This is a genomic window from Fundicoccus sp. Sow4_H7 (genome assembly GCF_052115865.1).
Lineage (GTDB): Bacteria > Bacillota > Bacilli > Lactobacillales > Aerococcaceae > Fundicoccus_A.
This window is the reverse complement of record NZ_JBQKME010000006.1, coordinates 38753-52485: the sequence shown is the minus strand read 5'-3', so window position 1 is coordinate 52485 and position 13733 is coordinate 38753. Positions and strand designations below refer to the sequence as shown.

The window sequence follows — 13733 nt, the reverse complement described above, 5'->3', positions numbered from 1 at the left end:
TAAAAGACAGAGTAGAAATAAGGCGTTAAGTGTTGATAGATGGAATGTTGCTATCAAACGAAGACAAAATGTTGCGACCTTATTTTGCATTCGCTGCATGAATCATGTAGCTCTCATGTCAAGGAGAGTATAAAATGAACAAAAAAAATAATTCTTATCAACAGGGAAAATTATCCACAATAAATATCACTACTTTAGCCGTTGTTCTTGCCTTTCGCATCATATTCGCATTTATCCCTGCTTTTTCCTACGGTCAGTATGTTGAATTTGGTGTAGGTTTTATTGGGGCAGCGTTAACAGGTGCTTTATTTGGACCTTGGTATGCCATGATTGTCGGGGTTGCAGCCGATTTAATTACAACCTCCATGAAAGGCTATCAATTTTTCATTGGTTTTACTTTTAGTGCTGCCTTAGGTGGCTTTATATACGGCCTCATGTTATGGCGCAAAGATACAACTTGGCTACGTGTTTTTATAACTGTCCTCTTAGTTACCCTGATTGTGAATCTCGGCTTTAATTCCTTATGGATTCGTATCATGTATGGACAAGCTTGGTTGGTCTTCATGCCAGCCCGTATTATTAAAAATGCTATTTCTTTAGTACTTAATACTGTTGTTTTAAAACTCTTACTATCTCATCCAACCACCCAACGACTGATTAATAAATATCGCTTTTAAGCAATCAAAAACCGTGCTAACTTCTGTTTCATTACAGCGTTAGCGCGGTTTTACTTTATTTATTTATTTGTCTTTAAAGGATGTAGTTTTATTAATACCGTTGAAATAACTCCGATAATTGTCATAACAATGGAGACAATAATGGCAAGTTGATAACTTTGGGCATAGTCATAAAGCGCCCCATAAACACTAATCATGATTGCACCACCGATACTGGCCACAAAATTAATGGTTGGAAAGACACGGGTAAATGTATCTGCAGGCAAACTATTCACTGCTAATAAATTACGGCCTACATTCGAAATACTAAATACAGCACCAAAAATTAAACTTCCAAAATAAAGGAGGCTGAAATTAGCATCTGTCCAGAAAATAAATAACCCTATTAACGTCAGCCCTAACATGCTAACCGATGCAAAAATTGGATTTTTCATATCGGATAACCAACCGATAATCAATTTAAATACGATATTCCCAATCATACACAGCGATACAAGCAAAGAGGCTTGTGCAGGATTCATCCCAAATTCATTTCCCATACTGTTTAAATGTTGATATAGGCCTGTTAGAGCGGTCCCGATAAATGAAAATACTAACAGATGAACGATATTCCAATTGACCGTTTTTCTTTGCGATAAGTTAAGAGCCGTCGGCGCTACTTCTGTTTTCACTACTTCACTTGCAGATTCTTCACCATAAATTCTCATGCCTCTATCTCTTGGATCAAGAGAGTATGGTAAAAGAATTCCTGGGAGATTAAGCAATAAGAAAAGAAGAGCTTGTACCGTATAACCAACTTCAATACCATAATGCGCTACAACTTGAGTTAAAAGCGGTGATAATACTGCTCCTGCAACTCCACTAAAACTTAAAACTAAACTGGTAATCACGCCATGGTGTTTGATAAACCAACGATTAATTAACTCTTGTACAGCAATCACATTGAAAAAGGATGTGACAATCCCTCGAACAAAACTAAACACATAAAACCAATAAATATCATTGGTCTGTCCCATTAAATAAGTCATCGCCACTGTTATTAAAGTGGCTATTAAAAGCACTTGGCGAAAATCAAAACGACGAATAAGTCCCGGAACAATAAATCCCCCTAACGCTCCACCTAAGGTAATCAATGTCACGTGAAAAGAAACAGAAGCTACCGCTATTTCCATTGATTCTACCAGCGGAAGGATGAATACACCGGCAGTATTCATATTAAGGCCTAATGACCCTGCCATCATTAATGAAGCTGCGATAACGACACTCACATAAGTTCCATTCTCGCTAAAACCGAACTTTTGCCTATTTCTCATTTTTTTATTAATCTCCCTGCCTTTCATTATACGACTTCATTATACCTTTATAGGATTATTTGTCAGTAGTTATTGAGCAAATTCGACAAGATTTTCTTGAATATGACAATTTTTATGTCTTTGCAAGCTGAAAAAGTTGGATTACAATATTGTATAGGAGACGGGGATATTTATTAGAAAGAAGGATTTTATGGGAATTGCAATTGTTGGCGGAGGGATTGTGGGTTCGGCGGCGGCATATTATTTGAGTCGAGCGGGCTATCAGGTGACTTTGTTTGATGAAGGAAGTGGGCAAGCAACGAAGGCGGCGGCTGGGATTATTTGCCCGTGGTTTACACAAAGACGTAATAAACCGTGGTATTTATTGGTTTCTAGAGGGGCTGAGTTTTATCGGCAAATAATGGCTGATTTAGCAGCGGATGGCTTTGACACAGAAGGCTTGTTTCAAGAAACTGGCGCCTTATTGATCCGTAACAAGAAGAAAAAATTAGCGCGTGACTTAGAAATGGCAGAAGCAAAGCTGGCTGACTCACCATCGATTGGGACGGTTAAGACTTTGTCTAGCGAAGAGGTAAAAGAGTATTTCCCCTTTATAGAAGCTCCTTTTGGTGCGACTTATGTTTCAGGTGGAGGTCGTGCCGATGGTGCTGCTATTATTCAAAGCTTACATCAGGCTGTTTTACAGGCGGGAGGTAGGATTATAAATAAACGAGCTAAGCTTGTATTGAACGATGGACAGGCAGTTAAAATCGTTTGGGATGAAGAAAACGAAAAAATTTATGATAAAATTTTATTATCCAGTGGCGCTTGGTTGGCGTCATTATTAGAACCATTAGGCTATACCGTAGATATTAAGCCTCAAAAAGGTCAATTATTTAGTATTTACCGAGAGGATTGGGTGGGCAATAACTGGCCAGTCGTGATGCCGGATGCTGGGATTGACATTATTCCTAATGTGGATGGGCAGATTGTGATTGGGGCAAGTCACGAAGATGATATGGGCTTTAACTTGGACGTAGATGAGGGGGTTTTGGCTGGATTGAGAGACGAAGCGAAGGCATACTTTCCTGATATTGACGACTATGAAACAGCTTCAACTCGCGTTGGGACACGGGCTTTTACAGCTGATTACGGTGTTTTAGTTGGACAAGTGCCTCATTTAGAAAATGTTTGGGCAGTTAGTGGTCTGGGGTCATCAGGTTTAACAAGTGGTCCCTTCCTAGGTTATGAGTGGAGCCGATTAATCACAAGTGGTGAATGGTTAATCGATTCAAATGACTTTCCTATCGAACATTACATCAGAAAGAATTGATTATTAAATAGATTAATTACTCCTTATTTGTTTTTATCCTTAGGACAACTTATTGCTATACATTAAAAGTGATTTCTGATATATTTATTCCAAGACACAATGAGGAGGAAACAGAAATGTGGTCACAATTTAAGAAATTTATTGCAAATGATAATATCGTTCAATTAGCAACCGGTATTATCATGGGTACTGCTTTTACAAGCATCGTTTCGAGTTTAGTCGATGATATCTTTATGCCAATTATTGTCGCTCTGACAGGTCAAGCAGATGTATCTGAGTTGACTTTATCAATTGGGAATACGACGCTCGGTATCGGTTCTTTCATTCAGGCAATTATTAACTTCTTATTAATCGCAACGCTTTTATTCTTTACACTTAAAGCGTTAGGTCGTGCACAAGGTAAAAACTTGATTGACGATGATGCTCCTGCAGAACCTGCTGGACCAACTGAAAAAGAATTATTACAAGATATTTTAGTTGAATTAAGACGTAAATAATTACTCATACTCCAAAAGTCCAAACTTTTAAATGATAGTGAAACCGTCTGGCCTTGTTGCTTTAGCATCCTGTATCTGTCGCATGCTAAAGCATGAACAGCTACAGCATCCAGACCAGGCTTGCTAATCGAACTTTTAGCGCTAAATCGCTGATTGTTCGATGTGTGCAACACTACTATTTAAAAGTTTGGACTTTTTGTGTATCAATTGGATAGACAGAGGAAATTGCACGCTTGTTATTGCTTGAATAGACAGTTGCTGGCTTGTGAACTGTCTGATCAACGGTTGATCAGACGGTTCGGTGTCCAACTTTCGTCTGATCGACAACTAATCTGACGGTTGGGAGTCCAACTTTCGTCTGATCAACGACTAATCTGACGGTTCGGTGTCCGACTTTCGTCTGATCAACGACTAATCTGACGGTTCGGTGTCCGACTTTCGTCTGATCAACGACTAATCTGACGGTTCGGTGTCCGACTTTCGTCTGATCAACAACTGATCAGACGGTTGGGAGTCCAACTTTCGTCTGATCGACGACTAATCTGACGGTTGGGAGTCCGACTTTCGTCTAATCGACAACTAATTAGACAGTTGAAGCTGCATCTGAGGTGACCCATAAATCCAATAACAAAAGAAACGATCTAATAATTAGGACTGCCCCTCTTATTAGATCGTTTTTAACTATAACTTAAACCGTCAACAGTAGTGTTGCAGCGGTTTTTGCTTCAAGGGTAAATGCGATACTTTGATCGTCACCCAAATTCACACGACATTCTTCTGCTGCTTCATTATCATTAAAGACAACGGCAACCACACTGCCATCAGGATTTAGAAATGCGACGGTTAAAATACCCTCAACATCCGACTGGCTATCGATTCGCACCGCTTTATCTTGGAGATATTTACTAAAATGACCTAAACCGTAGTAATCTAGCGTTAGTTCATAGTCTTTGGTCGCTTGATTGACGGTGACAAGGCCGCGGCAAGTGGATTTGCCAAAGCCTGGCACGGTGGGGCCATTTTTTTCGTCCAAAGCCATGTTCCATAAAATAAATGACTGTGAACCATTGCGTAAAATGTTGATGCCGGTTCGCATTAAATTTGAGAATGCTGGTTCAAAGGCAGGAATCCATTCGCCACCTGATCCTTCGGTAAAGTGGATTTCTTTGTCCGGGAAAATATTGGCAACTCTTGTTTGGCTGATTGGTCTACCGCCATACCAGTGCCAAGCGATGCCGTCAAAAGCATCATAGGCATTGTCAAGGAGCTCCAGTGGATAGTCAATGCGGTCCCAGTTATGGTCATAGCCGAAAATTTTTGTCGACAGACCTGCTTTTTCAAAGGCTGGTTTCAAATAGTCACGCACAAAAACAACTTGCTCGGGCGCTTTCATCAGCATGCTTGGGTAATGGAAAGGTTCATATAAGGCCTCGTTTTGTGGGGTGACCGCAAAAATTTCGATTCCTTTTTCTTGATAAGCTTGAACATATTTTACAAAATACAAGGCATAGGAAGCGTAAAACTCTTCTAGCAATTGCCCGCCTTTCATTGAACCGGTTGTTTTCATCCAGCCTGGAGCACTCCATGGACTTGCCATAAATTTGAGCTGCGGATTTATTTCTAGCGCTTGCTGTGACAAAGGGACAATGCTTTCTTCATCGTGGGCAATTGAAAAATACTTTTGTTCTGGATCGACTTCGTTTTCTTCTAAATCATTATAAGAATAAATCGTCCGTGCATAATCGCTGGCACCCATTGGGTTACGTATGAGAGATAAGCGAATACCGTCCTCTGCATCAAATAACTCTTTCATTACTTGATCACGTTTTTCATTGGATAGAACTTGATCTAATAAGTAAGCTGCTGAATCCGTAAACGAAGCACCAAAACCATCCATTGTCTGGAAACTTTCAGTGATATTTATTTGAATGGTTGGTTTGGTCGTTTGTGTTTGGCTTGTGTTAAGTGGTTGGAAAAAGCCGGATTCGTTACTTATTATCGCAAGCTTTAGCTGTGTCATGAAATCACCTGTCTTATTCTTGAATTTTTTTCGTTAAATGTATCAGTGCATATTGATAAATCTTTGCGCTAAGAAACATGGGCAAGCTAAGGCTAAAGAAAAACCATAAAAAAGCCAGCCGTGGTAAAAAGATTGGAATCAAAAACCAAATGACAAAGGCACTAAAAGCTAAGGCGAAAAAGCCGGTATACTTTAGGTCAAGCAGTAAAGATTGGTTAACGGCTTCTTTTATCGTTGATCGTTTGCTTGTATGACCGACGGTCATGGCTAGCGTTAAAATCACGATGAGACAAAAAGCTAAGAGGAGCATTATCGGAAAACTCATGATGGAATCACCGAGTTGATAGGTTAATACGCCTAGAAAGCCGATTAGGATAACGACCAGTACGTTAATTGCCATAGTGTGTTTGATGTTCGCTTTGAAATGAGCCCAAAAGACTCGCCAAACGGCTACTTCTTTTTGTTCTTGTATCGCAAATAAAACATGGAAGGCTGCTGTAAATGAACTGAAAATCGTTATTATAGGTAGGCAAAATAACAGGGTTATTAAGTTTAAGGTTAACAGCTGAAAAGCAGCAGTTAAAAACTTAAAGACTTGCCCATCTACACTAAAAAATTCTTTCATTCCTACAAACCTCCCATGGTCTTTAATACTTTATTCTATTCAAGGCCTAAACGTTCACGGTTTTCTGCCATTTTTTCAGAACGAACTTTAACAATGTCTTCCCAGTTGTTATCTTCTAAGAATTTTTGGTATTCGGCTAACTGTTGATCAAATTGTTCATCAGATTGTGCACGAATCATCCCAACCATATTTGTTGGCCATTGTTTATCAATCGCAGATAAGCTTCTTGCTTCTGCGCTACCTTGGTCTGGGTTAATATTTTCTAATATAAAGTGAGGATATAATTTGCCTAAGCCCCATTCACGTGGTTGGATTAAGGCTGGTGTTTGTGTAGACTCACTTGCATATGCTTGATATTTGTCATGACCAAAGAAAATAAATTCACTTAAACGATACTCTGTTTTATAACGTTCTGAATCGCTATCTTTAACTTCTTGAATTTCAGGAAGTAATTCAATCGCACCTTCATCATCGTATTGGAAGGTTTCGCCTTCAATACCAAAGTTGGTTAAAATACCACCGTATTCACTTTGCAAATAAGTAAAGATTTGGATCGCTTTTTCAGGTGATTCTGTTTCTTTACTAATAAAGTTAATCATCCATCCAGAAATACCACTTTGATTCAAGGTAGGTTCGTTACCTAAACTACTTTGAGGACCATCAATTCCGATATATTGTCCTTCAGGGTTGAATGACATCCAGTCTTGTAAGAATCCACTCATTTGAGCGGTTCCAGCAGCCATAATGGTTGCATATTGACCAGTTTGAACTTTTTCTTCAAATGCGGTTCCGTCATCGGCAAAACTGTCGTCGTTAATGTTGCCATCTCTAAAGACTAAATTAAATGTTTCTAACCAACGTAAATATTCTTCATCTAAATTACGGTTGTAGAAATTACCATCTTCATCGGCTAGAGGCACACCAATGAAATCTTGGAAGACATCGCTCAATGAACCTGTTCCTTCACCTAAAGCATTAAAACCAAATGGAATTAAATCTGGAAACTCTTCACTAATAGCTTCCATTGACTCTCTAAATTCTTCATAAGTACCAAATTCTGGTTCGCCTAGCGCTTCATACACATCTTTACGAATCAGGAAGTTGGTATTCGATGGAATCAAACCACTTTCGTAGTCAGCAGCTGTATTGGAATAGTTCGGATAACCATAAGTATTACCATCATCTAATTGGAACCAATTAACGGTATCTTCTGCCGCCACTTCATGCCAATATGGATCATATTCGTCAGCTAATTCTGCTAATGGATACGCCCAAGTTGAAGCACGTTGTGCCACTTGTGAGTTTGCGTCAAAAATAGTTACAATATCAGCCATGTCCCCACTTGAGAACATGGTGTTTAAATTCGTATCGTCACCTTTAATAAATTTAATACGTACATTTAAATCTTCTTCCATTTGACGTGTAACCGTATCTTCGCCCCATGAATCATTCCACCAGTCAGCGTTTACATACCAAGTTAATTCGGTTATGTCTTCTTTTGTATCTAACTGCCAAGCAGGCGTTTCTGGATCTAAGGTATAGCGTCCATCCACATCTTTGCCTTCCGTTTCAGCATCCGCATCCGCAGTTGTTTCCGCTACTTCTGTTGCTTCAGTTGGTTCAACCGATTCACTGCTAGCTGTTTCATTGCCGCCATTTCCACAAGCTGCCAATAACAAAGCAGCGGATCCTAGCATCAACATTAATTTGCTTTTTTTCATCTTTTTTCCTCCTAAATAAATATCATTATTCTTTCACAGCGCCGACCATCATACCTGAAATAAAGTATTTTTGTAGTAATGGATAAATCAAAATAATTGGAACAGTTGTTATAACAATAGTAGCTAATTGAACTCCTTTCGTTGTAGTTTGCGCAACAGCCGTACCAATATTTTGTGCATTGGTCGTTTGTGACTGTACGATAATTTCATATAGACGCATTTGCAATGGATAAAGTGAACGGTCGGTAATGTAAAGTCGAGCCGTCATAAAATCATTCCATTGGTTAACTCCATTAAATAAAGCAATTGTTGCTAAGGATGGTTTGGATAAGGGTAAGATAATCCTTAAGAAAATCCGCCAGAAGCCTGCCCCATCAATCATTGCTGACTCTTCAAGTGAATCAGGGATATTTCTAAAGAAGTTCATTAAAATAATAACGTCATAGTAACTTAACATAGCCGGAATGATATAAACCCAAAAACTATTCAATAAGCCTAATGAACGAATTAAGAGGTAAGTTGGAATCATCCCGCCCCCAAAGAACATGGTTGTAATGCCCATTGCTGAATAAAGTTTACGACCTTTTAAGTTAGGCTTACTCATTGGATAGGCCATCATGGCACAAAAGAAGACGTGTGTTAGCACACCAATTAATGTTTTAGCAACCGAAATAAAGAAGGCACGTAAAATACTATCGTCACGTAAGACCGTTTTATAATTATTTAATGACAGTTCATCCGGTAAAAAGACAAAGTCTCCTTTAGCCAAGGTTTGCCCAGTTGCAAACGATGAAATCACCACATTCCATAAGGGAACCACAATAATTAAAGTAAATATAATAAGGATAAGGATATTAACAAAATCAAATATACGACTATCCCAATCTTGCTTCATTCTTTTTCTTTCCATGGATAGTCTCCTTTCTATAAGACCGACGTATTGTCATTCAAGCGTTTGGTCATTTGGTTAGAAATAATTAACAAAATAACCGAAACAAGTGACACACCTAAACCAACAGCGGTCGCATATGAGAAGTCACCTTGCGCAATCCCCATATCAAACACATAAGAGTTAATGACTTCCGCTTTCGAACGGTTTTGACTATTAATCAATACCATCGTTTGATCCAAGTTAGAGCCTAACAAGCCAGAAATCGTTAAAATCAGATTCAAACTAATAATACCTCGCAACATCGGCAGAGTAATTCTCGTCGTCTGCTGCATCCGGCTCGCTCCATCGATTTTTGCCGCCTCATAATAGGTTGGATCGATTTTAGAAAGGGTGGCTAAATATAAAATCGTCCCCCAACCCGTATTCTTCCAAATGTCAGATAAAACCGCGATCCAATAATAATTATCCGCATCTAATAAATAATTCTGATTACGGATTTCAAAACCAAGTCCTGCTAAAATCGTATTTAACAAGCCTGTTGTCGATAACCAGTTAATCAGCATCCCACCTAATACAATCCATGAAAGAAAATAAGGCATGTAAGAGATGGTTTGAACAAGTTTTTTAAAAGGTCCTTGTCGAAGTTCAAAAATCATGATAGCCAATATAATCGGTAAAGCAAAACCGATAATTATTTTTAGAAAACTAATGGCTAAAGTATTAACAACTGAATCCCAGAAAAATTTATCTTTTAATATAATTTCAAAGTTATCAAAACCTACCCAAGGGGCTGTTTGCATGGTATCCATAACGGTGTAACTTTTAAACGCAATTGATAAGCCATAAATAGGAATAAAGTTAAAAATCACCATAAAAATAACGCCTGGCCATACCATGGTTTGCAATTCCCATTGCTCGAAAAACTGCTTAAACCAACGTTTAAGGCGTTCAGTTCGTTTTGGTTTCGTTGCTACATTCATTGGTTACTCTCCCTTCTCTTGATGCAAGCGGTAGACAGCACCAATCATACCGGCATCATTTTGTAAATGTGTTGCTTTGATGGGCCCAATCGTTTTCCCCATTACATAAGCAATACTGTTGTGTCGTCGACTATAATCATCGACTGTTTCTCGTAAACGATCCATAAAATGGGCATTCGTGCTGATAGCACCACCAATCAAGACTAAAGCTGGATCGAAATTGGCATAGAGATTTAAAATAGTAATCGCAATATCACGGTAAAAATGCTTTAAGACCATTGCCGCAATCGGATCCGTTTCTTCTGAATCAAAAATAATACGGGCATCATTGATCGGCTCAAAACTTGGATTGTCTTTGGCTTTTAATTCATTGTATTGCTGGCATAAACCTAAAACGACTGCGGAATGATAATTAACGGAAGCCGCTTCAATATTGCCTTCTTCAGGTAAGTGGTCAATCAACATCCAACCAAATTCACCTGCCATACCATGAGCCCCTCTATAAATATCACCATTAATCACAATGCCACCACCGACACCTGTCCCTAAAACTAAACACACATAATTATCAACACCTTGTGCGTTACCAATCCATTTTTCAGCAAAAGCCACCGCATTCGCATCATTTTCAATCACAATGTCATATTGATGGTTTGTTCGTTCTAATAAGGTGTCCCGCAATGGAAAATCATCCAGGGCTTTAATCGAACCAGCCGTTATCAGATAGCCATCTTGGCGGACAATACCTGGCATGCTAATGCCAATTCCGTCTACTTTTTCTGCTTGACTTAAATCGTTAATAATCTTAACTAATTCATCAATAAAATCTGTTCTTTCTTTAGGTGTTGAAACACTTTGTTTATCAATCACCTCACCTTGTGTCGTTAGTAAACTATACTTAATGGTTGTACCACCGACATCTATTCCAATGTACATGTCATCTCTCCTTCATCATTTGGCCCACAGTATCACCTTCTACAAAATGCCCTTTAATCGTGATGGCTTCGCCAGTTTTTTCCCGATGAATCATTGCAATCAAGTGTTCCACGGATAAACGTGCCTGTTCATAAATCGGATTATGAATACCAGTTAAATTTGGTCGTTCATTGGCTTCTAAATCAAAACCATCAAAACTCACGAGACTTATATCTTCCGGTACCCTTAATTGAAAGTCGCATATGGCTTTATAGGCTCCAATAGCACTCAAATCATTGCCTGCAATAATCGCAGTGGGATATTTATTCGAGGGGGTTGTTTTTAAAAAATCCGTCAGACATTGATAGGCTGGTTCTAATTCAAATTCACCATGATAAATATGCTCGCTGTCAACGGATAAGCCGGCTGCATCCATCGCTGTTAAAAAGCCTTTATAGCGTTCATTGCTATCATAAATACCGACTTTTCCTAAAATAAAGCCAATTTTTTGATGACCTTGTTGAATTAAATATTCCGTTAGTTCCTTCCCTTTTTGAAAAGAATCAAAGGTCACACTGCCAATCGTTTCATCTTGAATCATCCGATCAATAAATACCGCTTTAATGCGATTGGTTTTTAGTAGCTGTAGCTCACGGTTTGAAATCAGGTCTTCAAAACCAATAATGCCATCGACGAGATTGCCTAAAATATTTCGCCTCAGCATATTTTGATCATTTGATAATAAAATATTAATCCCGTAACCGTTGGCTTCTGCAACTTTAGCCACCGACTCTACTAAAGGATTAAAGTAAGGACCACTAATCGAGTTGCAAAAAAAGCCAATCATTTTGGTCTCGCCTGATTGAAGCTGTTTCGCTCGTAAATTGGGAATGTAATTTAATTGTTCAGCAATAGCCAACACACGCTGCTTTGTTTTTGGTTTTACGACATCAATATCATTTAACACATTTGATACGGTCGCAATAGAGACATTTGCTTTGCGGGCGATATCTTTGATCGTGGTTCTTTTATCTGTCATAGTTTTTATTTAAACGTTTAAATTTTCATTTAACCGCTTTCTTTCTTATTGTTAGACCTAGTATATTTTATCTCCATTGGGTAAACAATAGATGACCGCCCTATTGATTTTGGTTTCATCATATTGAGACCAGACTTCATCGCGGTACACTTTGTACCAGCGATGAGCCTGACCCATGTTGTATTGATAGATTAAAGCTTTTCACCATTTGAGGCAATGACTTCTTGATACCACTTAAAGGATTCTTTTTTCGAACGATCCAATGTTCCGTTACCTTGATTGTCTTTATCGACATATATCATACCATAACGTTTTTCCATCTCACCTGTCCCAAAGCTGACAATATCAATGATCCCCCAAGGCGTATAACCAATTAAATCGACGCCATCTTCTAACACACTGGCTTTCATGGCTTCAATATGAGCCTTGAGATAGGCCACGCGGTAATCATCATGGACTTTTCCATCCGCATCTTTTTTATCGTAAGCACCAAAACCATTCTCCACAATAAATAACGGCAAATTGTAGCGCTCATAAATCAGATTCAGCGTATAACGTAGACCAACAGGATCTATTTGCCAGCCCCAGTCACTCGCTTTAACAAATGGATTAGCTAACATTTTAGCATTAGGGTAATCTGAAATAGCTTGGCCAGCTAAGGCATCAATGGCTGTCACAGTCCCTGACATATAGTAAGAAAATCCAATATAGTCAACTTTTCCATTTTTTAAAGCATCCAGCTCTTCTTGACTATAATCGATTTGATAATTTTTACGTTCCCATTCATTTAAAATATAAGCTGGAATTTCACCTCGCACATGAATATCACTGTAGAAGAAACGACGTTGCATTGTTTTTAAAGCCGCCATTTGATCATCTGGATTACTTGAATAAGGGTAGATAGGAACATAAGCCATCATACAGCCTATTTCAAAATTAGGATTAATCTCATGGCCTAATTTTACGACTTTGGCACTAGCAATCAGCTCATTTAATCCAGCCTGATAAATAATTTCTTCTTTGTTTTCACCTTCTTCGAAGCGAATAGCAGAGTTTGTCCAAACATGTAAATCATGTTGTCCATCGGCTTGGTTATTAATTTCATTAAAGGTCATCCAATACTTCACTTTATCTTTATAGCGCGTCATAACGGTTTCTGCGAAATGCGTAAAGAAATCAATTAGTTTTTTATTTCTAAAGCCACCATATTCCTTATATAAATGATAAGGGATTTCAAAATGCGATAGTGTAATAATTGGTTCAATTCCTGCTGCTAATAATTCATCGAATAAGTCATCATAAAATTGTAAACCTGCTTCATTAGGACTTGTTTCATCTCCCTTAGGAAAAATACGTGTCCAATTGATCGAAGTTCTAAAAGCTTTTAGCCCTAACTCTTTAAATAACTGAATATCTTCTTTGTAACGGTGATAAAAATCAATGGCTTCATGGTTTGGGTAGTATTTACCTTCTACAATCCCATCTGTAATTTCACGAGCGACACCATTGGCGCCTCCTGTCATAACATCCGCAATAGACATACCTTTGCCATCAGCATTCCAGCCACCTTCGATTTGGTGAGCTGCAACTGCCCCGCCCCATAGGAAATCTGCGGGCATTTGTTTTTTATTTTCTTGCATAACTCTCACATCCTTTACCTCCCAGTATAGGTTGAGCTAGTTCTTTAAACAATCTGAGTTCGCTATTTAGGTAAAGATTCGAGATAAAGAAATAAGTGTCAG

The 13733-nt window shown here is 38.5% G+C and carries 12 protein-coding genes and 1 riboswitch; of the genes, 3 read left to right on the top strand and 9 right to left on the bottom strand.

Going from position 1 to position 13733, the window contains the following annotated elements:
* Positions 1–5: 5 nt before the first annotated feature.
* A riboswitch (THF riboswitch) is annotated at positions 6–98 on the top strand.
* Positions 99–134: 36 nt separating this feature from the next.
* The gene (locus ACTQ54_RS07270) at positions 135–677 is read left to right on the top strand and encodes a folate family ECF transporter S component (RefSeq protein ID WP_441755502.1); all 543 of its coding nucleotides are present in this window, start codon (positions 135–137) and stop codon (positions 675–677) included.
* A 59-nt stretch (positions 678–736) separates the two neighbouring features.
* On the opposite strand, the gene ACTQ54_RS07265 is transcribed toward ACTQ54_RS07270, so the two are convergent.
* Complete coding sequence (locus tag ACTQ54_RS07265) at positions 737–1990, bottom strand: MFS transporter (protein WP_441755500.1); 1254 nt, start codon at positions 1988–1990, stop codon at positions 737–739.
* 190 nt (positions 1991–2180) lie between these two features.
* Here ACTQ54_RS07265 and ACTQ54_RS07260 point away from each other — a divergent pair, with 190 nt between their 5' ends.
* Together ACTQ54_RS07260 and mscL are read left to right on the top strand one after the other, a co-directional pair.
* The gene (locus ACTQ54_RS07260) at positions 2181–3302 is read left to right on the top strand and encodes an NAD(P)/FAD-dependent oxidoreductase (RefSeq protein WP_441755498.1); all 1122 of its coding nucleotides are present in this window, start codon (positions 2181–2183) and stop codon (positions 3300–3302) included.
* A gap of 116 nt (positions 3303–3418) precedes the next feature.
* Entirely contained in the window at positions 3419–3799 is a 381-nt protein-coding gene (gene mscL, locus ACTQ54_RS07255) for a large conductance mechanosensitive channel protein MscL (protein WP_441755496.1), read from the top strand.
* A gap of 688 nt (positions 3800–4487) precedes the next feature.
* Here mscL and ACTQ54_RS07250 read toward each other — a convergent pair.
* From ACTQ54_RS07250 to ACTQ54_RS07215, 8 genes are all read right to left on the bottom strand, one after another.
* Positions 4488–5819: a glycoside hydrolase family 30 protein gene (locus tag ACTQ54_RS07250; RefSeq protein WP_441755494.1), complete on the bottom strand. Its 1332-nt coding sequence runs from the start codon at positions 5817–5819 to the stop codon at positions 4488–4490.
* Positions 5820–5832: 13 nt separating this feature from the next.
* Complete coding sequence (locus tag ACTQ54_RS07245; RefSeq protein ID WP_441755492.1) at positions 5833–6444, bottom strand: DUF624 domain-containing protein; 612 nt, start codon at positions 6442–6444, stop codon at positions 5833–5835.
* 35 nt (positions 6445–6479) lie between these two features.
* A complete protein-coding gene (locus ACTQ54_RS07240) occupies positions 6480–8165 on the bottom strand; it encodes a sugar ABC transporter substrate-binding protein (protein WP_441755490.1) in 1686 nt (561 codons plus the stop codon).
* Positions 8166–8190: 25 nt separating this feature from the next.
* Positions 8191–9075, bottom strand: a complete 885-nt coding sequence (locus ACTQ54_RS07235) for a carbohydrate ABC transporter permease (RefSeq protein ID WP_441755488.1) — start codon at positions 9073–9075, stop codon at positions 8191–8193.
* A 14-nt stretch (positions 9076–9089) separates the two neighbouring features.
* Positions 9090–10037, bottom strand: coding sequence for an ABC transporter permease (locus ACTQ54_RS07230; protein WP_441755486.1), 948 nt, complete (start codon positions 10035–10037; stop codon positions 9090–9092).
* Positions 10038–10040: 3 nt separating this feature from the next.
* Positions 10041–10973, bottom strand: a complete 933-nt coding sequence (locus tag ACTQ54_RS07225) for an ROK family protein (protein ID WP_441755484.1) — start codon at positions 10971–10973, stop codon at positions 10041–10043.
* 1 nt (position 10974) lies between these two features.
* Positions 10975–11991, bottom strand: coding sequence for a LacI family DNA-binding transcriptional regulator (locus tag ACTQ54_RS07220; RefSeq protein ID WP_441755483.1), 1017 nt, complete (start codon positions 11989–11991; stop codon positions 10975–10977).
* A 191-nt stretch (positions 11992–12182) separates the two neighbouring features.
* Positions 12183–13631, bottom strand: a complete 1449-nt coding sequence (locus ACTQ54_RS07215) for a 6-phospho-beta-glucosidase (RefSeq protein WP_441755481.1) — start codon at positions 13629–13631, stop codon at positions 12183–12185.
* Positions 13632–13733: the final 102 nt, after the last annotated feature.

Bases quoted from the DNA above. Each gene is read 5' to 3' on its own strand.
- ACTQ54_RS07265 (WP_441755500.1), bottom strand. From the start codon at position 1,990: ATGAGAAATAGGCAAAAGTTCGGTTTTAGCGAGAATGGAACTTATGTG.
- ACTQ54_RS07230 (WP_441755486.1), bottom strand. From the start codon at position 10,037: ATGAATGTAGCAACGAAACCAAAACGAACTGAACGCCTTAAACGTTGG.
- ACTQ54_RS07240 (WP_441755490.1), bottom strand. From the start codon at position 8,165: ATGAAAAAAAGCAAATTAATGTTGATGCTAGGATCCGCTGCTTTGTTA.
- ACTQ54_RS07270 (WP_441755502.1), top strand. From the start codon at position 135: ATGAACAAAAAAAATAATTCTTATCAACAGGGAAAATTATCCACAATA.
- ACTQ54_RS07225 (WP_441755484.1), bottom strand. From the start codon at position 10,973: ATGTACATTGGAATAGATGTCGGTGGTACAACCATTAAGTATAGTTTA.
- ACTQ54_RS07250 (WP_441755494.1), bottom strand. From the start codon at position 5,819: ATGACACAGCTAAAGCTTGCGATAATAAGTAACGAATCCGGCTTTTTC.
- mscL (WP_441755496.1), top strand. From the start codon at position 3,419: ATGTGGTCACAATTTAAGAAATTTATTGCAAATGATAATATCGTTCAA.
- ACTQ54_RS07220 (WP_441755483.1), bottom strand. From the start codon at position 11,991: ATGACAGATAAAAGAACCACGATCAAAGATATCGCCCGCAAAGCAAAT.
- ACTQ54_RS07260 (WP_441755498.1), top strand. From the start codon at position 2,181: ATGGGAATTGCAATTGTTGGCGGAGGGATTGTGGGTTCGGCGGCGGCA.
- ACTQ54_RS07245 (WP_441755492.1), bottom strand. From the start codon at position 6,444: ATGAAAGAATTTTTTAGTGTAGATGGGCAAGTCTTTAAGTTTTTAACT.
- ACTQ54_RS07235 (WP_441755488.1), bottom strand. From the start codon at position 9,075: ATGGAAAGAAAAAGAATGAAGCAAGATTGGGATAGTCGTATATTTGAT.
- ACTQ54_RS07215 (WP_441755481.1), bottom strand. From the start codon at position 13,631: ATGCAAGAAAATAAAAAACAAATGCCCGCAGATTTCCTATGGGGCGGG.